Source organism: Dermacoccus sp. Ellin185, from assembly GCF_000152185.1.
Classification (GTDB): Bacteria; Actinomycetota; Actinomycetes; order Actinomycetales; family Dermatophilaceae; genus Dermacoccus; species Dermacoccus nishinomiyaensis.
Genome location: NZ_AEIQ01000088.1, coordinates 94,305 through 111,320, shown reverse-complemented (window position 1 = coordinate 111,320; position 17,016 = coordinate 94,305). Strand labels below are relative to the sequence as shown.

General features: G+C 68.5%; 15 protein-coding genes, 1 tRNA gene and 1 pseudogene. 8 read left to right on the top strand and 9 right to left on the bottom strand.

Annotation, left to right across the window (positions count from 1 at the left end):
• Nucleotides 1-23: 23 nt before the first annotated feature.
• The 4 genes from HMPREF0321_RS09940 to HMPREF0321_RS09925 all read right to left on the bottom strand — a co-directional run bounded on the left by HMPREF0321_RS09940 (nucleotide 24) and on the right by HMPREF0321_RS09925 (nucleotide 3,701).
• Nucleotides 24-476 carry a MaoC family dehydratase gene (locus HMPREF0321_RS09940; RefSeq protein WP_006946159.1) on the bottom strand — a complete coding sequence of 151 codons (453 nt, stop codon included), beginning with the start codon at nucleotides 474-476 and terminating at the stop codon, nucleotides 24-26.
• 20 nt (nucleotides 477-496) lie between these two features.
• Nucleotides 497-1,249, bottom strand: coding sequence for a 3-oxoacyl-ACP reductase FabG (fabG, locus tag HMPREF0321_RS09935; RefSeq protein ID WP_006946283.1), 753 nt, complete (start codon nucleotides 1,247-1,249; stop codon nucleotides 497-499).
• 106 nt (nucleotides 1,250-1,355) lie between these two features.
• The gene (locus HMPREF0321_RS09930) at nucleotides 1,356-2,117 is read right to left on the bottom strand and encodes an SDR family oxidoreductase (RefSeq protein ID WP_006946150.1); all 762 of its coding nucleotides are present in this window, start codon (nucleotides 2,115-2,117) and stop codon (nucleotides 1,356-1,358) included.
• A 54-nt stretch (nucleotides 2,118-2,171) separates the two neighbouring features.
• Nucleotides 2,172-3,701, bottom strand: coding sequence for an AMP-binding protein (locus HMPREF0321_RS09925; protein ID WP_006946288.1), 1,530 nt, complete (start codon nucleotides 3,699-3,701; stop codon nucleotides 2,172-2,174).
• Nucleotides 3,702-3,959: 258 nt separating this feature from the next.
• Between HMPREF0321_RS09925 and HMPREF0321_RS17430 the strand changes: the two are divergent.
• Both HMPREF0321_RS17430 and HMPREF0321_RS17070 read left to right on the top strand, forming a co-directional pair.
• Nucleotides 3,960-4,133, top strand: a pseudogene (locus HMPREF0321_RS17430) (cysteine hydrolase family protein); the annotation flags it as partial.
• Nucleotides 4,134-4,192: 59 nt separating this feature from the next.
• Entirely contained in the window at nucleotides 4,193-4,492 is a 300-nt protein-coding gene (locus HMPREF0321_RS17070; RefSeq protein ID WP_006946100.1) for an isochorismatase family protein, read from the top strand.
• 154 nt (nucleotides 4,493-4,646) lie between these two features.
• Here the strand turns inward: HMPREF0321_RS17070 and HMPREF0321_RS09915 are convergent, their stop codons facing one another.
• Entirely contained in the window at nucleotides 4,647-5,801 is a 1,155-nt protein-coding gene (locus HMPREF0321_RS09915) for an acyl-CoA dehydrogenase family protein (RefSeq protein WP_006946057.1), read from the bottom strand.
• Between the two features lie 239 nt (nucleotides 5,802-6,040).
• On the opposite strand from HMPREF0321_RS09915, the gene HMPREF0321_RS09910 reads away from it, so the two are divergent.
• Together HMPREF0321_RS09910 and HMPREF0321_RS09905 are read left to right on the top strand one after the other, a co-directional pair.
• Nucleotides 6,041-7,090, top strand: coding sequence for a hypothetical protein (locus tag HMPREF0321_RS09910; RefSeq protein WP_006946190.1), 1,050 nt, complete (start codon nucleotides 6,041-6,043; stop codon nucleotides 7,088-7,090).
• Between the two features lie 99 nt (nucleotides 7,091-7,189).
• Nucleotides 7,190-8,878 carry a TIGR03767 family metallophosphoesterase gene (locus tag HMPREF0321_RS09905; RefSeq protein ID WP_006946299.1) on the top strand — a complete coding sequence of 563 codons (1,689 nt, stop codon included), beginning with the start codon at nucleotides 7,190-7,192 and terminating at the stop codon, nucleotides 8,876-8,878.
• 82 nt (nucleotides 8,879-8,960) lie between these two features.
• Here HMPREF0321_RS09905 and HMPREF0321_RS09900 read toward each other — a convergent pair whose 3' ends face one another.
• Nucleotides 8,961-9,461, bottom strand: coding sequence for a YajQ family cyclic di-GMP-binding protein (locus tag HMPREF0321_RS09900; RefSeq protein ID WP_006946198.1), 501 nt, complete (start codon nucleotides 9,459-9,461; stop codon nucleotides 8,961-8,963).
• Between the two features lie 222 nt (nucleotides 9,462-9,683).
• Between HMPREF0321_RS09900 and HMPREF0321_RS09895 the strand changes: the two genes are divergently transcribed.
• Nucleotides 9,684-9,767: transfer RNA gene (locus HMPREF0321_RS09895), tRNA-Tyr, on the top strand.
• A 78-nt stretch (nucleotides 9,768-9,845) separates the two neighbouring features.
• Here the strand turns inward: HMPREF0321_RS09895 and HMPREF0321_RS09890 are convergent.
• Nucleotides 9,846-10,199 (bottom strand): DUF952 domain-containing protein, encoded by a 354-nt coding sequence (locus HMPREF0321_RS09890; protein ID WP_006946117.1) that lies wholly within the window; start codon nucleotides 10,197-10,199, stop codon nucleotides 9,846-9,848.
• A gap of 31 nt (nucleotides 10,200-10,230) precedes the next feature.
• Here HMPREF0321_RS09890 and HMPREF0321_RS09885 point away from each other — a divergent pair, with 31 nt between their 5' ends.
• Nucleotides 10,231-11,115 (top strand): SDR family oxidoreductase, encoded by an 885-nt coding sequence (locus HMPREF0321_RS09885; RefSeq protein WP_006946298.1) that lies wholly within the window; start codon nucleotides 10,231-10,233, stop codon nucleotides 11,113-11,115.
• A gap of 160 nt (nucleotides 11,116-11,275) precedes the next feature.
• On the opposite strand, the gene HMPREF0321_RS09880 is transcribed toward HMPREF0321_RS09885, so the two are convergent.
• Nucleotides 11,276-13,318: an acyl-CoA dehydrogenase gene (locus tag HMPREF0321_RS09880; RefSeq protein ID WP_006946147.1), complete on the bottom strand. Its 2,043-nt coding sequence runs from the start codon at nucleotides 13,316-13,318 to the stop codon at nucleotides 11,276-11,278.
• 71 nt (nucleotides 13,319-13,389) lie between these two features.
• Nucleotides 13,390-14,241, bottom strand: a complete 852-nt coding sequence (locus tag HMPREF0321_RS09875; RefSeq protein WP_006946275.1) for a TetR/AcrR family transcriptional regulator — start codon at nucleotides 14,239-14,241, stop codon at nucleotides 13,390-13,392.
• Between the two features lie 130 nt (nucleotides 14,242-14,371).
• Here HMPREF0321_RS09875 and HMPREF0321_RS09870 point away from each other — a divergent pair, with 130 nt between their 5' ends.
• On the top strand, nucleotides 14,372-15,652 hold the full coding sequence (locus tag HMPREF0321_RS09870) for an acetyl-CoA C-acetyltransferase (protein WP_006946239.1): 1,281 nt from the start codon (nucleotides 14,372-14,374) through the stop codon (nucleotides 15,650-15,652).
• Nucleotides 15,652-17,016: a 3-oxoacyl-ACP reductase gene (locus HMPREF0321_RS09865; RefSeq protein WP_040014812.1), complete on the top strand. Its 1,365-nt coding sequence runs from the start codon at nucleotides 15,652-15,654 to the stop codon at nucleotides 17,014-17,016. Before HMPREF0321_RS09870 ends, HMPREF0321_RS09865 begins: the two co-directional genes overlap by 1 nt.

The window sequence follows — 17,016 nt, the reverse complement described above, 5'->3', positions numbered from 1 at the left end:
CACGAGCGCAGCGGCGCCGATCGTCAGGGCACGATGACGCTCAGCGTCTGCGCGACGCACGCGGGTCGCTCTTGACCCTCGATCTCGACGGTCAGCGTCATGGCGACCTGGGCGCCCTTGGGGCTCTCGTCGACGCTGTCGAGCACGATGCTGCCGCGCACCCGCGATCCCACGGGCACGGGCTGCGTGAAGCGCACCTTGTTCGAGCCGTAGTTGACGGCCATCGTGATGCCTTCGATCGTCCAGATCTCCGACGACAGCATCGGCGCGAGCGACAACGTCAGGTAGCCGTGCGCGATGGTCGTGCCGAACGGGCCGCTCTTGGCGCGTTCGGGGTCGATGTGGATCCACTGGTGGTCGCCGGTGGCGTCCGCGAACTGGTCGACCATCTTCTGCGTGATCTCGTGCCACTCGCTCGTGCCGAGATGCTCGCCGACAGCCGTCTTGAGCTCGTCGAGTCCGTTGAACGTTCGCATGGTGTTCTCCTCGTCCCGGTTCAGCAGAGCGGTCCGCCGGCGACGTACAGCACCTGCCCGGAGACGTACCCGGAGCGCTCGTCGCAGAAGAACGACGCCGCGTTGGCGATGTCGTCGGGCTGTCCGGCCTTCTTGACGGCCGTCATCTCGGCGGCGCCCTTGATGAAGTCCTCGAACGGCACGCCGACACGCTCCGCGGTCGCAGCCGTCATGTCCGTCTCGATGAAGCCCGGGGCGATGGCGTTCGCCGTCACGCCGAACTTGCCGAGCTCGATGGCGAGCGTCTTCGTGAAGCCCTGCAGCCCCGCCTTCGCGGCCGAGTAGTTCGCCTGGCCGCGGTTGCCGAGCGCGGAGCTCGACGACAGGTTGACGATGCGGCCGAAGCCTTCCTTCGTCATGTGCGCCTGGCACTCGCGCGACATGAGGAACGAGCCGCGCAGGTGCACGTTCATCACCATGTCCCAGTCGTCGGCCGACATCTTGAACAGCAGGTTGTCGCGCAGGATGCCGGCGTTGTTGACGAGGACGGTCGGCGCGCCGAGCTCGTCGGCAACGCGGGCGACGGCGCCCTTGACGCTCTCCTCGTCGGCGACATCGCAGCCGACGGCCAGGGCGTCGCCGCCGGCGGTCTTGATGGCCTCGACCGTTGCCGCGCAAGCGGATTCGTCGAGGTCGAGGACGGCGACCTTCATGCCGTCCGCAGCGAGGCGCTTGGCGACGGCGGCGCCGATGCCGCGCGCGGCTCCGGTGACGATGGCGGTTCGCTGGGTCATGGGGAAGTCCTTTCGTGGAGCGGGGGGTCGTTCAGGTTTCGTGGCTCATCTACTCGCGTGCACGTGCACGCAAACAGCGACGGCCAGCAGTAGCCGGCAGCAGGTCTCAGACGAGCCCGCCGGTGACGGTGATGCCGCCGTCGACGACGAGCGTCTGGCCCGTCATCCACGCGGCGTCGTCGGAGGCGAGGAACGCGACGGGCCCCGCGATGTCCTCCGGCGCGCCGAGGCGCTTGAGCGGGTAGGGCTTGGCGACGGATTCCTCGCGGCCCTCGTACAGGGCCTTCGCGAAGTCGGTCTTGACGACGGCGGGGGCGACGGCGTTGACGCGCACCTTCGGGCCGAGTTCGGCGGCGAGCTCCTCTGTCATGTGGATCACGCCGGCCTTCGTCACGCCGTAGAACGCGATGCCGGGTGCGGCGCGCAGCCCGGCGATGCTCGCGAGGTTGACGACCGAGCCGCCGTTGTCCTTCATCCACGCGTTCCAGACGGCGCGCGTCCACGACAGCGTCGCGAGCAGGTTGACGTCGGCGATCTTGCGCGCCGCGTCGTCGTCGAGGTCCATGAGGCCGCCGTAGACGGGGTTGATGCCCGTGTTGTTGACGAGCACGTCGATGCGGCCCCAGCGCTCCATCGCGGTGCGCACGACCTCGTCCTGGTGCGCCTTGTCTTGCGCCTTGCCGGCGACGGCGACGGCCGCGTCGCCGAGCTGCGCGACGGCCGCGTCGAGCGTCTCCTGGCCGCGCGCGGTGATGATGACGTTCGCGCCCTCGTCGACGAAGCGCTGGGCGATGGCGAGGCCGATCCCGCGGCTCGCGCCGGTGACGATCGCGACCTTGCCGGTGAAGCGGCTGGCCTGTGCAGTCATGAAGCATTCCTCTCGAAAGACGCACGCAACGCTATTGAGCGTTGCTCAACAACACTATGCCCCTTCGGCGTACCTCGTGCGAAGTTCGCGCTTGAGCACCTTCATGCTCGGCCCGAGCGGCAGCGCCTCGACGATGTCGACGCGGCGCGGGTACTTGTGCGATCCGAGCTGCTCCCGGCTCCAGGTGACGAGCGTCTCCGCGTCGAGCGCAGCGTCGTCGGACGGCACGACGACGGCCATGATCTCCTCGCCGTACTGCTCGTCGGGCACGCCGATCACGGCGACCTGCGCGACGCCGTCATAGCGCATCAGCGTCTCCTCGACCTCGCGCGGGTAGACGTTGTACCCGCCGCGGATGACGAGATCCTTCGTTCGGTCGACGATGCGCATCCGCCCCGTCTCGTCCTGGATGCCGATGTCGCCGGTGCGGAACCATCCGTCCTGCAGGGCTTCGGCGCTCGCGGCCGGGTTGTTCCAGTAGCCGGCGAAGATGGCGTGGCCGCGGCAGACGACCTCGCCGCGTTCGCCCGGCGGCAGCAGCTCGACGCGTTCGGGCACCGTCAGGTCGGCGATGCCCATGTCGATGCCCCACAGCGCGTGTCCGACGGTGCCCGGTTCGACGCCGAGCGCCTCCTGGTTCGACGTGATCGACGGCGAGGTCTCGCTGAGGCCGTAGCCCTCGTGGATCTTCGTCGAGAACACCCTCTCGAACTTCTCGAGCACGGCTACGGGCAGCGACGCGCCGCCGCTGATGGCATCGGCGAGCTGCGGGACGGGGATCTCGGGGTGCTCGCCGACTGCCTTGAGGAGCTGGATGTACATCGTCGGGACGGCGCAGATCATCGTCACGCCCTCGGCGTTCATGAGGCGCAGCGCCTCCGTCGCGTCGAAACGCGGCTGCAGGACGACGGTGACGCTGCGCCGGAACGCCGCGTTGAGCGAGACGGACTGACCGAAGATGTGGAACAACGGCAGGCACCCCAGGACGACGGCGCCCGCCGCGACGCCGTTGCCGTCGAACGCGCTGACCGTGCAGTTCATCACCAGGTTGAGATGGGTGAGGATCGCACCCTTGGGCTTGCCCGTCGTGCCGCTCGTGAAGAAGATGACGGCGGGGTCGAGCGGCTCGCGTGCCACGAAGTTGCTGATGGGTTCGGCGCTGGCCGCGTACGTCGTGATGTCGACCGCGGGGACGCCGGTGATCTCCGACGCCTTCGTCGCCGTCGCCGCGACAGCCGGGTGGTGGAGCAGGCGGCTCACCTCGGCCGTCTCCAGGAGGTAGGCGGCCTCGCGCCCTTGCAGCAGCGTCGGCACGGGGACGACGACGCCACCCGCCGCGAGGATGCCGTAGTAGCTCGTGACGAACTCGACGACGTTGGGCGCCAGCAGCGCGACGCGGTCGCCGGGCGTGACGCCGTCCGCGATGAGTTGCGCGGCGACCGTGCGCGCCTCGCGCCAGACCTCCGCGTACGTGAGTCGACGCTCGCCCTCGATCAGGGCAAGAGCGTCAGGGGTGCGGCGCGCCGGTTCGGCGAGCACGCTGGCGAGGGAGAGCGTGGTGGAGACGAGGGGCAGCTCGGACATGTGCACTCCAGACGTTGATTGTGCTGTGCATCACATCACACCACACCGACAACGCTCCTGGGGCATCTTGTTGAGCATTGCTCAACAACTGGATGGCGTTGTCCTGCGCACTGCCCGTCAGGCCTGATGACTTCCCCACATGGCGCCACCTGACATGAAGTGGGACGTCCGCGGGCCGCCGCGTCCCCACCTGGCGTCGTTCTGCATCGAGTGGGACGTCCGGGCAGCGTTGTCACCGGGGCCACCTACGCTGACTGCATGAGCGAAACAGCACTTCTCGTCGTCGATGTGCAGAACGATGTCATGGCCGAATCCGTCAACAGCGACGACGTCATCGCGAAGATCTCATCGCTCGTCGATCGGGCGCGTGAGCAGGGTGTGCCCGTCTTCTGGGTGCAGCACTCCGACCCGGGGATGCCGCGTGACAGCGACGCATGGCAGGTCGTCCCGCAGCTTGTTCCGGCACCTGGCGAACTGGTCGTCCACAAGACGTGGGTGATGCGTTCGTCGAGACCGACCTCGCCGAACGTCTGCAGGAGCGCGACGTCAAACGCATCGTCCTCTGCGGCGCCCAGACCGACGCCTGCATCCGCTCGACGTTCTACGGCGGCATCCACCGCGGCTACGACATGACGCTCGTCGAAGACGCGCACACGACCGCCGACATGCGCGAAAATGGCCTGCCCTACGGCCCGGACGAAGCCATCCGCGTCCTCAACGCCCAAGCGTCCTGGACGAAGCAGCCTGACGCGGTGGGCTCGACGACGACAGCCGCCGACGCGTTCGCCTGACGGGTGGCAGCCGCTCCCACGAGGGTTGTGGAGGTTCGTGCTCTGGGTAGCACGAACCTCCACAACCCTTCGCCGGACGCTCACCTACGGTCGAGGGCCATGGCGATCGCGCTGCGCGCGATCGCCATGGCCCTCGACCTTCGGTATTCGCTCGTCACAAACCCAGGTCACGCCCGATGATCATCTTCATGATCTCGTTCGAACCGGCCCAGATCTTGTGCACGCGAGCGTCACGCCACGCACGTGCCACGCGGTACTCGTTCATGTAGCCGTAGCCACCGTGCAACTGCACGCACTCGTCGAGCACGTCGCACTGCACCTGGGCGGCCCACCACTTCGCCTTTGCGGCGTCGACGGCCGTCAGCTTGCCCTCGGCGTGCGCGGCGACACAGTCGTCGATGTACGCCTCGGAGACCTCGATCTTCGTCACCATCTCGGCGATCTTGAACGTGTTGTGCTGGAACGAGCCGATCGGCTGACCGAACGCCTTGCGGTCCTTGCAGTACTGGATCGTCTCGGCGAGGATCTGCTTCGCGTTCGCGATGTTCGCGATGGCGTTGCCGATGCGCTCTTGCGGCAGGTGCTTCATCATCGCGATGAAGCCGAGGTCCTGCGGGCCGAGCAGCGCGTCGGCGGGCAGGCGCACGTTGTCGAAGAACAGCTCGGAGGTGTCGGACTCGACCTGGCCGACCTTGTCGAGCTTGTTGCCCTTCGTGAAGCCCTCCGTGCCGGCCTCGACGAGGAACAGCGAGATGCCCTTGGCGCCCTTGCTCGGGTCCGTGCGTGCCGCGACGACGGCGACGTCGCACTGGTGGCCGTTCGTGATGAACGTCTTCGAGCCGTTGAGGATCCAGTCGCCCGAACCGTCGTCAGCCTTGACGGCCGTCGACTTGAGGTTGGCGAGGTCCGAACCGCCCGACGGCTCCGTCATGCCGATCGACAGGATCAGCTCACCCGTCGCGACGCGCGGCAGGTACTTCTGCTTCTGCTCCTCGGTGCCGAGGCTGACGATGTACGGCGCGGTGACATCCGAGTGGATGCCGAAGCACGACGCGACGGCGGCGGTGAACTTGCTGATCTCTTCGGCGAAGATCGCGTTGAAGCGGTAGTCGTCGATGCCGGCGCCGCCGTACTCCTCCGGGATGCACAGGCCGAAGAAGCCCTGCTTGCCGGCCTCGAGCCAGATGTCACGCGCGATGACGTGATCGCGGATCATCTCCTCGGCACGCGGGGCGAGGGTGCGCTCGACGAACTCGCGGGCGGAAGCGCGGAACGCCTCGTGGTCTTCGTCGTAGATGTTGCGGGGCATGGGACGCCGCCTTTCTCAACTCATGGGTAGCTTGATCGCTCTTTGCATGGTACGCCCCGTCACAGGTACTTGTCGCCGGGCTGCGATGCTTACCTTTACGTAACCGCTGTGATGGTCTCGGCGCCGTCGCGATGCGCACCTCATCCACGGTTCGAGGAACGCCGTAGGAGCTGGCCGTCAGGCGCGAGCATGAGAAAAAGTGTGGACGGGGTGAGCAGGCGCCCCATAGCGTCAATGCCATGACCCGGGACGAGACGCGAAGCGCTGACTACCTCATCGACTGGCGATCGTGGCGCGGCCCGAAGCAGTTCGGGTGGCACGAACTGTCAGCCCCGCGATGGTGGCCGCGCGGCGAGCGGGCCCGCTTCCCACTTCTCTTCGTGACGGCGCTCGCCGTCAAGACCCGGTTCGCGCTCTTCCCGCCCACGCCGGATGTCACGGAGGACGACGTCGACGAGGCAGAGCTCGAGGCCCTTCTCGACGAGATGCTCGGAACCCTGCCGATGGAACTGGCCCCGGCTGGGCAGCGTGCCGGCGCGGTGAGAGTCGGTTTCTCCGTCGATCCCGACGCCGATCTCACGCCGGCGCAGCGCCTCGTCGCAGAGCGAGGCGTCCGAGTTCGCGCGGATCACTGGAGCGACGGGTTCGCCCTTCACCCCGTCGATGTGCTGGCCTGGCAACCGTCCTTCGGCGGGTTCTCGACGGTCGACGGGCTCGTCGGGCGCGGATTCGACGCGTATGCCCGCATCCTGCACCCGATCGAGAAGCGCGACGGCGACATCACGCGCCTGCGATGGAGTGCCCTGCCCGACGCCCGACTCGACGAGCCGGGCTGGCGCCCCGATCGTCGTCCTGATGGTTCGATCGACTTCGACTTCGAGAGCGAACGCGGCGTCGAGCTCGTCGAGGGGGTCATTCCGGAGCCCGAGCGCCGTGTCATCCATCAGCTGTTGCGCGACGATCTCAGGCGGCGTGCCGATGCGTCCCGCATCGTCCAGGGGATCTGGGCCGGCATCGGCGGGTTGGGCGTCGAGGGCGCCACACAATGTCGCATCGACCAACCGGAGCGAGAGATCGTGCCATTCACCGGCGCTTTCGACGAGATCGTCCTCGTCGACGACTGGCACACGGTCTCGATCGTCTACCCCGAGAGCGGCGCGTGGTGCCTGGCGAACGACACCGATCTCGTGAGCACCTACCTCGCCGCCGACGCGTCGTTGGCCCAGCGGTTCCTCGATGATCCGCGCCTCGAATGCCTCGTCGTCGGGCCCGAGAATCAGGTCGGTTGAGGAGCTACGAGTTCACGCCCCATTCAGACGCCCGTCACGTGCGCGCCGCTGGCCGTGGGCACCCTGGCACCTCCTGACCCCCGACGGAGAGTTGTCGTCATGCCTCGCCCCACACGTCGCGCGTTCCTCAAGGGCGCCTCCGGCTCCCTCGTCACCGCAGCGCTCGCCGCGACGAACGCCCAACTCGCGCAGGCCGCGGGTCGTTCGGTCTATACCCGCGGCACGACGCTCGAGCAGGCTGCGGCCCCGCTCGCGACGAGCGGCTACACGCGTCTGACGGCCGGGCCGGGCTACCCCCTCGTCGTGCGGGCCGACCTCGCCGAGCCGCGTCCTTCTCGCGACGACACCCGCACAGGCCTCGCGAGCATCGTCCAGTTCACCGACCTGCACGTCGTCGACGCGCAGAGCCCGGTGCGCTTCGAGTTCCTCAACACGGTCAACTCGAGCGCGTGTCGCCCGCAGGAGGCTCTCGGCACGCAGGGCGCGGCTCAGTTGGTCAAACGCATCAACGACCTCGCGAAGGGCCCGTTCACCGGGCGCCGGTTCGACTGCGTCGTCTCGACGGGTGACAACACCGACAACCACGAGCACGTCGAGCTCGAGTGGTACCTCGCAGTCATGAACGGCGGCGTCATCACCCCGAACACGGGCGCGAGCGACCGGTGGGAGGGTGCGCAGACGAGCGGCAACCCGCAGTACTACAACGTCGAGAATGCCTCCGTCCGCGACCGGTACGTCAGCGCAGGCTTTCCGGTCCTCGACGGCTTCTTCCGCCGCGCCACGGCAGCGCACCGCAGCCCGGGGCTGAACGTGCGATGGTTCTCGGTCTTCGGTAACCACGACGACTCCGTCAGCGGCGTCCTGCCGTCCGACTGGGGTGCACTGGCCGCGATGTACACCGGCGACGTGAAGTTCACCGGCTTCACCTCCGGCACGTCCGATGCGGCACTGCGACGCACCTTCACGAACGGCAGCACGGCGATCAAGGGCGTCAGCAGCAGCACCAAGAACACCTGGCACGTCACACCCGATGAGCGCCGTAGGCCGTTCACCCCGACGGAGTACATGCGCGCGCACCTGCCGAGCGGCGGCCACGGCTTCACGGACGAGAACGTGGCGACCGGGCGCGGCTACTACACGTTCCGCATCGCCGACGGTGTCACGGGCATCTCGCTCGATTCGACGAACCGCGCCGGATTCACCGAGGGCAGCCTCGGGCACGAGCAGTTCCTGTGGTTGCAGCGTGTCCTCACCGCGGGCAGCAGCACGTACGTCGACTTCTGGGGTCGCACACAACGCCATGCCGTGGCCGACGAGATGTTCGTCATCTTCAGCCATCACACGAGCACGACGATGACGAACGTGCTGCTCGACCCGGCCACGCCCGAACTGCGGCACGCCGGGCGCGAGGTGCGCGACACGCTCATGCGCTTCCGCAACGTCGTGGCGTGGGTCAACGGGCACACGCACGAGAACCGCATCACTGCGCATCGTCACGCCGATCCGCGACGGTCGTTCTGGGAGATCAACACGGCGAGCCACGTCGACTTCCCGCAGCACGCGCGCATCATCGAGCTCTGTGACAACGCCGACGGCACGCTCAGTCTGTTCACGACGCTGGTCGAGTCGGCCGCGCCGTACGCAGCGTCGACGACAGGGCAGGACCAGGCGGATCTGGCGTCGCTGTACCGCGAGCTGTCCTACAACGATCCGAACCGCTCGGCCGCCCTCACGGGCGCCGACGCCGACCGCAACACCGAACTGATCCTGCGCCACCCCTGGCGCTGACGTCGAGGATGCCGACGACGAGGCCCCGCGCCGAGCGAATCGGTGCGGGGCCCTCGTCCATCGGGTCGGTGAAGTACGCCGGTCAGCGGTAGTTCGTGAACTGCAGTGCGACGTCGAGGTCGGAACCCTTGAGCAGGGCCTGCACCTCCTGCAGGTCGTCGCGGCTCTTGCTCGTGACGCGCAGTTCGTCACCCTCGATGCGTGCCTTGACGCTCTTGGGGCCCTCGTCGCGGATGATCTTGCTGATCTTCTTCGCGTTCTCGCTCGAGATGCCCTCCTTGAGCTTCGCCTCGAGGCGGTATTCCTTGCCGGAGAGTTTCGGCGTCGGGTCGTCGTCGCCGTAGTCGAGTGTCTTGAGCGAGACGCCACGCTTGATGAGCTTCGTCTGCAGCACGTCGAGGACGGCGAGCGTGCGCTCCTCGGAGTTGGCCTTCATGACGATCGACTCGCCGGAGAGTTCGACGGACGCGCCGACGTTCTTGAAGTCGTAGCGCGAACCGATCTCCTTCGCGGCCTGGTTGACCGCGTTGGCGACCTCCTGCTTGTCGATCTTGCTGACGATGTCGAACGAGCTGTCTGCCACGGTTTCTCCTTCGTTGAACGCGGGCGCTTCCTGCGCCTCATTATGCCGTGACGCCGATCCCGTGCTGTCGCGCCACCGTCCCGCCCGCGGTCGAGCCGACGTCCCAGCCAGCGTCATGCCTTGACGGCGATGCCGCCACGCCGCCGTCACCTCGCGCACCCGCGCGTGTCCTGCCGATTGGCTCAACGGCGCGTGCTCTTGCTATGGTTTCCGAGCACGCGCGCCAGGTTGCCCGAGCGGCCAATGGGAGCGGACTGTAAATCCGTCGCGAAAGCTACGAAGGTTCGAATCCTTCACCTGGCACCACAGGTGCACCGAGAGCCCTGCAGATTCGTCTGCGGGGCTCTTGCCATGTCCAGGCCGTGCGTCGACCGGGTGCGGCGCTCACGCAGCCGGCGGCTGCTCGATCGGCTCGACGTTGCTCACGCATGACGTCGGCAGGGCGCCACCGTAGACGTGCGGAAACTTCTCGCTGTCGTCCTCGCCCGGCACCGCGGGTTCGACGCGAACCTCGAGCCCCGCCGCGACGATGGCGTCGGTGTCCAACGTCAGCAGCACGAGCGGAGCGTCGACGTCCGCGTAGAACCGCTCGAGCGTCGGTCGCACCTGCTCGGGAAAGCTCGCATGCAGGTAGCCAACCTGTTCGATCGTCATCCCGCGCGTCGACCAGATGTACTCGCCGCTCTCGAGCGCGTCCTGCCACTCGTCGGCCACCGCGATGTGCTGAATCGTTCTCATGCGCGCCACGATAGACGGGCATGATGGGCACATGGCCTTTCGCGCAGATTCCACCACGCTTCCCCGCATCGGTGTCACCGGTGTGACGGGTGCCGTCGGCGGCGCCGTCGCGCGCCTCGTCTCGGCGCCGGGGCGTCCGGTTCGCTTTCTCCTGCGCGACGTCTCGCGCCTGCCACATCTCGGTGACGTCGACGGTGAGAGCGAGGTCGCCGTCGCCGAGTACGGAGCCTCCGACGCGGCCGCAGCGCTCGAAGGCGTCGGCACCCTGTTCATGGTGTCGGCGGCCGAGAGCCCCACGCGCGTCGAGGAGCACCGCAACTTCGTCGACCAGGCCGCGAAGGCGGGCGTGCAGCACATCGTGTACACCTCGTTCCTCAATGCGGCGCCTGATTCGACGTTCACGCTCGGGCGCGACCACTTCGCGACGGAGGAGCACATCAAGGCCTCCGGCATGGTGTGGACGTTCCTGCGAGACAGCTTCTACGCCGACGTCTTCGAGCACTTCGCCGACGAGGACGGCGTCATCCGTGGCCCGGCGGGTGACGGACGCGTCGCGCCCGTCGCCCGAGCGGACGTCGCCCGTGCCGCGCACGCGGTGCTCCTCGCACCGGGCGAGCACGCGGGCCGCACGTACGATCTCACCGGCCCGCAGGCCCTGACGCTGGACGAGATCGCCGCCATCCTCAGCGCGGGTCGCGACCGCGACTTCCGCTACGAACCCGAGACGATCGAGCAGGCGCGCGCGTCACGGCAGAAGTACGACCCGCAGCCGTTCGAGATGGACGCATGGGTGAGCACCTACACGGCGATCGCCGCGGGGGAGCTCGACGTCGTCAGCAACGACGTGCGACTGCTCACCGGGCAGAAGGCGATGACGTTGGAACAGCTCGTCGCCTCCAGCGAACCGGTGCGCTGAGCCCCGGGACGCCCCCGCGTGCGGCCAGGCACATCACCAGACGCGCGGACAGAACGCCTGACGGGCGCCCCACCAGCCAGGTGAGGCGCCCGTCAGCATTCGCGCCGCGATGCGTCGGCCGCCGAAGCGCCCTGTAACCCGCGACGCGTCGAACCCGTCGTCAGGCCGTCACACCCGCGCGGTCCTGACCGAGGTCGATGAGGTCGTTCTCGAGCCACGACTCGGGGATTCCGAACGCCTTCGTCAGGTCGACGGCGTGGGGACGCAGCTCGGCGCACAGCTCGTTGATGCGCGTCGTGACGGCCTTCGAACGTGACGTCGTGATGCGACCGTGCTCGATGAACCAGCCCTTGTCCTCCTCGATCGACGCCAGTGCGTAGAGGTCGAACACCTTCGCCATGAGCTTGCGCGCCTCGCCCTCGGGCATGGCCTCGAGGCCTTCCTTGAACGCTTCGAAGATCCGCAGGTCGATGTCGGCCTTCGCCGCGGCGAGGATGTGATCCTGGGCCGCGTTGAACACGGCGAACCCGTCGCTCTTGCCCGCCTTGCGCAGCCGCATCGCGGCCGTCTCGAGCAGGTGCGACGCGCGCTCGGAGAACATCGACTCCTGCCAGCCGCGCGAGTCGAGCGCCGTCTCGTCGTTGCGCGGCGTCGCGCCGTCGATGAGGCGCTGCAGGCCGGCACGCTTCAGCGTGTTCTCGACGAGTCCCTCGACGGTCTGCGCGGTGACCTTCGCGATCGTCCCCGCGATGTCGAGATCGCCCCACTGGTCCTTGTACTCCGTCAGCAGCCCCTTCGCGACGAGCTGCATGAGGACGGTGTTGTCGCCCTCGAACGTCGCGAACACGTCGATGTCCGCGCGCATCTGCGTCAGCCCGTTGGTCGCCATGTACCCGGCGCCGCCGCACGCCTCGCGGCACGCCTGGATCGTGTCGAGCGCATGCCAAGTCGTCTGCGCCTTCATGCCGGCGACCCACGCCTCGAGCTCACGCTGAGCGTCCTCGTGGTCGGCGCCGGGCGTCTCCTTCTCCGACGACGTCGCTGCGTCCTCCAGTTCCTGCAGGCGCGCCGTCATGGCGTTCTGCGTGAAGCGCAGCGCGAACGACTTCGCGAGGCGCGGCAGCAGCTTGCGCTGGTGCGCGAGGTAGTCGAGGACGACGAGTTCGTCGGGCGAGCCGGGAGCGGAGAACTGACGCCGCTGTTCGCCGTAGCGGACGGCGATGGCGAGCGCCTTCTGCGCCGCCGCACCCGCGCCACCGCCGACGCACACACGGCCGCGCACGAGCGTGCCGAGCATCGTGAAGAAGCGCCGGTTGATGTTGTCGATCTCCGAGACGTAGGTGCCGGTCTCGTCGATGCCGCCGAACTTGTCGAGCAGGTTCTCGCGGGGCACACGGACGTGGTCGAACGCGATCGTGCCGTTGTCGACGCCGGGCAGCCCGCCCTTGACGCCGTTGTCGCCGATCGTGACGCCCGGCATCGGGTTTCCGTCTTCGTCGCGGATCGGCACGACGACGACATGGACGCCCTTGCTCGGGGTCTCCTCCTCGCCGTCGGCGACGTCACCGACGCTCGGGACGACGAGCTGCGCGAACACGGCGGCCGCGCGTCCGTCCTTGGCGGCGTTGCCGATGTACGTCTTCGTCGCGGAGACGGTGGGGGAGTGCACGACGATCTCGTCGGTCTGCGCGTCGTATGTCGCGGTCGTCTCGACGGCGGCGACGTTCGAGCCGTGCCCGACCTCCGTCATCGCGAAGCAGCCCATCAGTTTGCCGCTCATGATGTCGGGCACGTACGCGGCGAGGTGCTTGTCGGTGCCGAGGCGCGAGACGGCGCCGCCGAACAGACCGAACTGGACGCCGTTCTTGATGAGCAGCGACAGGTCGCCGTACGCCTCCATCTCGAACGCGACGCAGGACGCGCCGTAGTCGAGCGTGCCGCCGTACTGCGTCGGGAAACCGATCGAGCCGTACCCCTTGTCGGCGAGCGCGAGCACCTGACGCGTCACTCGCTCGCGCTGGGCCTCGATCGACTCGCCGGGCGTGCCACTGATGGCCTCCCACGGCAGCTCGCCGCGGATCCGCTCGCGCAGGTCGCGCCACGGCCCGTCGAGCGCGATGCGCATCTGCTCGACGACGTCGTTCGTCGCGGGCGCGGGCGCGGGCGGAGTGTTCTCGGTCGTGGTCTCGGGAGTCGTGCTCATGTCGTCCTCCTTGTCGGCCGCGGGCGCCGCGGTGCGGCCTGCGGGTGAGAGCTGCCTCGGAACGGATCGTGTCATCCGGCCGGGTCGAACGTCGGTGTTTCGTCGGATCGGGCAGTGTCGTCGTGGATGCTTCGCTCGTCGCGTCCGGTGTCGGCGGGGCGGTCGGGTCGGTCGACGCCGCCGGGGCCATCAGTAGCGATGTGCGCATCGGCCGGCCCTGGCACGTCTCGCGCCAGCGCCCCGGCGAGGCCGCCGTGGGCGAGCGCGGCGAGGTGGGCGGCGAGCTGCGCGCGACTCAATCCGCCGGGGTTCTCCAGCCACCGGTCGGCCGATTCCTTGACGAGGCCGACGACGCCCCACGCGAACGCTCGCGCTCTCCCGCGAGCTTCCTGGGTGCCGGGGCCGAAGGCCAGCAGGAGGTCGAAGAGGTTGTCGGCGATCCGTCCCGAAAGGCCGGTGACGGGATCGCCAGGACCCTCCGGCAGCGTCACGTCCGGGCGCCTCACGACGAACCGGTACACCTCGGGATCGCGTTCGACGAGGCGCAGGTAGGAGTCGATGACGGCGCCGAGCATCGCGGGCCCGGGCGGCGTGCGTCGCGCGGACGAGCCGGTGGCGCGGGCCTCGCCGTCACCATCCGACGTGGCGCTCGCGGCGGCGTCGATCTCGGCGAGGATGAGCGCGTCGACCGATTCGCACACGGCGAGGTAGAGCCCCAGCCGGTCGCCGAGGTGGCGGTAGATGACGGTCTTGCTCGTGCCGGCCTCGGCCGCGATCTCGTCCATCCCCACTCCGGCGCCGTGACGGCGGATGGCGCGCAGGGCGGCGTCGACGAGCTCGCGACGGCGGGCGACGCGATGGGCGGCCCAGCGCGCGTCGCGTCCGTCGGGTTGGGCGCTCGTTGCTCGGGTGGTGGTGGACATGCCTGACACGGTATCGCGTACGCGTCGTACCTGCTACTGTCCGTATCGGTAAGTTTTGACGAGTGCTCACGTCCGCGCGGCCTCGTCATCGGCTCGCGCACGACCCACCACGACTCAACCGGAGCGATTCATGACCACGATCCGTGACGCCTACGTCATCGGCGGCAACCGCATCCCGTTCGCCCGCTCGGGCGGCGCCTACCTCAAGGCCTCCAACCAGGACATGCTGACGGCGGCCCTCGACGGCCTCGTCTCGCGCTTCTCCCTCTCGGGTGAGCGCCTCGGTGAGGTCGTCGCCGGTGCCGTCATCAAGCACTCGCGCGACTTCAACCTCACCCGCGAATCCGTCCTCGGCAGCCACCTCGCGCCGACGACGCCGGCCTACGACATCCAGCAGGCCTGCGCGACGGGTCTCGAGGCCGCGATCCTCGTGACGAACAAGATCAAGCTCGGCCAGATCGACTCGGCGATCGCCGGTGGCACGGACACGACGTCCGACGCGCCGCTCGCACTGAACGAGGGTCTGCGCAAGACGCTCATGAAGGCGAACTACGCGAAGACGACGCCGGATCGCCTCAAGGCGTTCGCCTCGATCCGCCCGAACCAGCTCGCGCCCGAGCAGCCCCGCAACTCGGAGCCGCGCACCGGCCTCGCGATGGGCGACCACATGGCCATCACGGCCAAGGAGTGGGGTATCACGCGTGAGGCTCAGGACGAGCTCGCCGCCGCGTCGCACCAGAAGATGGCCGCCGCCTACGAGCGTGGCTTCTTCGACGACCTCGTCACGCCGTTCCTCGGCCTCGCCAAGGACAACAACCTGCGTCCCGACAGCACGGTCGAGAAGCTCGCGAAGCTCAAGCCGGTCTTCGGCAAGGGCGAGGGCCTGACGATGACCGCCGGCAACTCGACGCCGCTGACGGATGGCGCCTCGGCCGTGCTGTTCGGCAGCGAGGCGTGGGCGAAGGAGCGCAATCTGCCGCTGCTCGCCCGTTTCGTCGACGGTGAGGCCGCCGCGGTCGACTACGTCGACGGCAAGGAGGGCCTGCTCATGGCCCCCGCGTACGCGGTGCCGCGCCTGCTCGCGCGCAACGGTCTGAGCCTGCAGGACTTCGACTTCTACGAGATCCACGAGGCGTTCGCCTCGACGGTGCTCGCCACGCTCAAGGCCTGGGAGAGCCCCGAGTTCTGCAAGGACAAGCTCGGTCTCGACGCGCCGCTCGGCTCGATCGAGCGCAGCAAGCTCAACGTCAACGGAAGCTCGCTCGCCGCGGGCCACCCGTTCGCGGCCACCGGTGGCCGCATCATCGCGCAGCTCGCCAAGCAGTTGCACGAGAAGGGCTCCGGCCGCGGCCTCATCTCCGTGTGCGCCGCTGGTGGCCAGGGCGTCGTCGCGATTCTGGAGGCAGTGTGATGGCTGACGGTTACTCGAACTTCGTCAACAACGGTTTCGGCAAGAAGCTCGCCAAGCAGATCGGGCTGCCGCAGCCTCCCGTCCTGCGCCGCTACGAGGTCGGTCAGGACCTGCTCGACGGCCCCGCCGCCGTCGGCACGGTCGGTTCCGGCGTCGTCGGTTCGACGGCCGCGGCGATCCTGCGCGGCTCCGGCGCCGACGTCGTCGACGCCACCGCAGAGGCGACGTACTCCGACAAGCTCGGCGCGTTCGTCATCGACGTCACCGCGGCGACGAAGCTGAGCGACCTCGAGACGTTCCGCGAGATCGCGATCCCGGCGGTCAAGGCGCTCGGCAGGTCGGCGCGCGTCATCGTCATGGCGACGACGCCGTCCGCGCTCGACGACGTCGAAGCCGCCGCGACGGCGCAGGCGTTCGAGGGCATCACGCGCTCGATCGGCAAGGAACTGCGCGCCGGCGGCTCGGCGAACCTGTTCTGGATCGACCCCGACGCCCAGGGCGACGCGGCCGTGCTGGAGGCGCCGCTGCGCTTCTTCGGCTCGAGCCGCTCGGCGTACGTGTCGGGTCAGCCGATCCGCATCCGCAAGCACGCCGTCACCGAGGTCGCCGACTGGCACCAGCCGTTCGCAGGCCAGGTCGCCGTCATCACGGGTGCGGCGCGCGGCATCGGCGCGCAGATCGCGCGCGTGTTCGCCCGCGCCGGTGCACACGTCATCGCCGTCGACATCCCGGCCGCCGGCGACGCGCTGAGCAAGGTCGCCAACGAGATCGGCGGCACCTCGCTCGGGCTCGACATCACCTCACCCGACGCGGGCGCGAAGATCGCCGAGGCCGTCGCCCGTCACGCCGACAAGCTCGACGTCATCGTCCACAACGCTGGCATCACGCGCGACAAGCTGTTCGTCAACACCGACGAGGCGCGCTGGAACTCGGTCGTCGACGTCAACCTCGGCGCGCAGTTCCGCATCAACGCGGTGCTGCTCGACCCGGCGACGAAGGGTGGTCTCAAGGACGGCGGACGCATCGTGTCGGTCGCCTCGACCTCCGGCATCGGCGGCAACCGCGGTCAGGCGAACTACGCGGCGTCGAAGGCCGGCGTCATCGGCATGGTGCGTGAGCTCTCGGAGAAGCTGGCCGACCGCGACATCACCGTCAATGCCGTCGCGCCCGGCTTCATCGAGACCGACATGACGTCCAAGATTCCGATGGCGACGCGCGAGGTGGGCCGCCGCCTCAACTCGATGATGCAGGGCGGCAACCCGATCGACGTCGGCGAGGCCATCGCGTTCTTCGCCGAGCCGGGCTCGGCGGGCGTCACCGGCCAGGTGCTGCGCGTGTGTGGGCAGAGCCAGATCGGAGCCTGA

Excerpts from the sequence above, each read along its gene's own strand:
- HMPREF0321_RS09910 (WP_006946190.1), top strand. The coding sequence starts at position 6,041 with ATGACCCGGGACGAGACGCGAAGCGCTGACTACCTCATCGACTGGCGA.
- HMPREF0321_RS09890 (WP_006946117.1), bottom strand. The coding sequence starts at position 10,199 with ATGAGAACGATTCAGCACATCGCGGTGGCCGACGAGTGGCAGGACGCG.
- HMPREF0321_RS09925 (WP_006946288.1), bottom strand. The coding sequence starts at position 3,701 with ATGTCCGAGCTGCCCCTCGTCTCCACCACGCTCTCCCTCGCCAGCGTG.
- HMPREF0321_RS09905 (WP_006946299.1), top strand. The coding sequence starts at position 7,190 with ATGCCTCGCCCCACACGTCGCGCGTTCCTCAAGGGCGCCTCCGGCTCC.
- HMPREF0321_RS09870 (WP_006946239.1), top strand. The coding sequence starts at position 14,372 with ATGACCACGATCCGTGACGCCTACGTCATCGGCGGCAACCGCATCCCG.
- HMPREF0321_RS09940 (WP_006946159.1), bottom strand. The coding sequence starts at position 476 with ATGCGAACGTTCAACGGACTCGACGAGCTCAAGACGGCTGTCGGCGAG.
- HMPREF0321_RS09875 (WP_006946275.1), bottom strand. The coding sequence starts at position 14,241 with ATGTCCACCACCACCCGAGCAACGAGCGCCCAACCCGACGGACGCGAC.
- HMPREF0321_RS09880 (WP_006946147.1), bottom strand. The coding sequence starts at position 13,318 with ATGAGCACGACTCCCGAGACCACGACCGAGAACACTCCGCCCGCGCCC.
- HMPREF0321_RS09915 (WP_006946057.1), bottom strand. The coding sequence starts at position 5,801 with ATGCCCCGCAACATCTACGACGAAGACCACGAGGCGTTCCGCGCTTCC.
- HMPREF0321_RS09865 (WP_040014812.1), top strand. The coding sequence starts at position 15,652 with ATGGCTGACGGTTACTCGAACTTCGTCAACAACGGTTTCGGCAAGAAG.
- fabG (WP_006946283.1), bottom strand. The coding sequence starts at position 1,249 with ATGACCCAGCGAACCGCCATCGTCACCGGAGCCGCGCGCGGCATCGGC.
- HMPREF0321_RS09930 (WP_006946150.1), bottom strand. The coding sequence starts at position 2,117 with ATGACTGCACAGGCCAGCCGCTTCACCGGCAAGGTCGCGATCGTCACC.
- HMPREF0321_RS09885 (WP_006946298.1), top strand. The coding sequence starts at position 10,231 with ATGGCCTTTCGCGCAGATTCCACCACGCTTCCCCGCATCGGTGTCACC.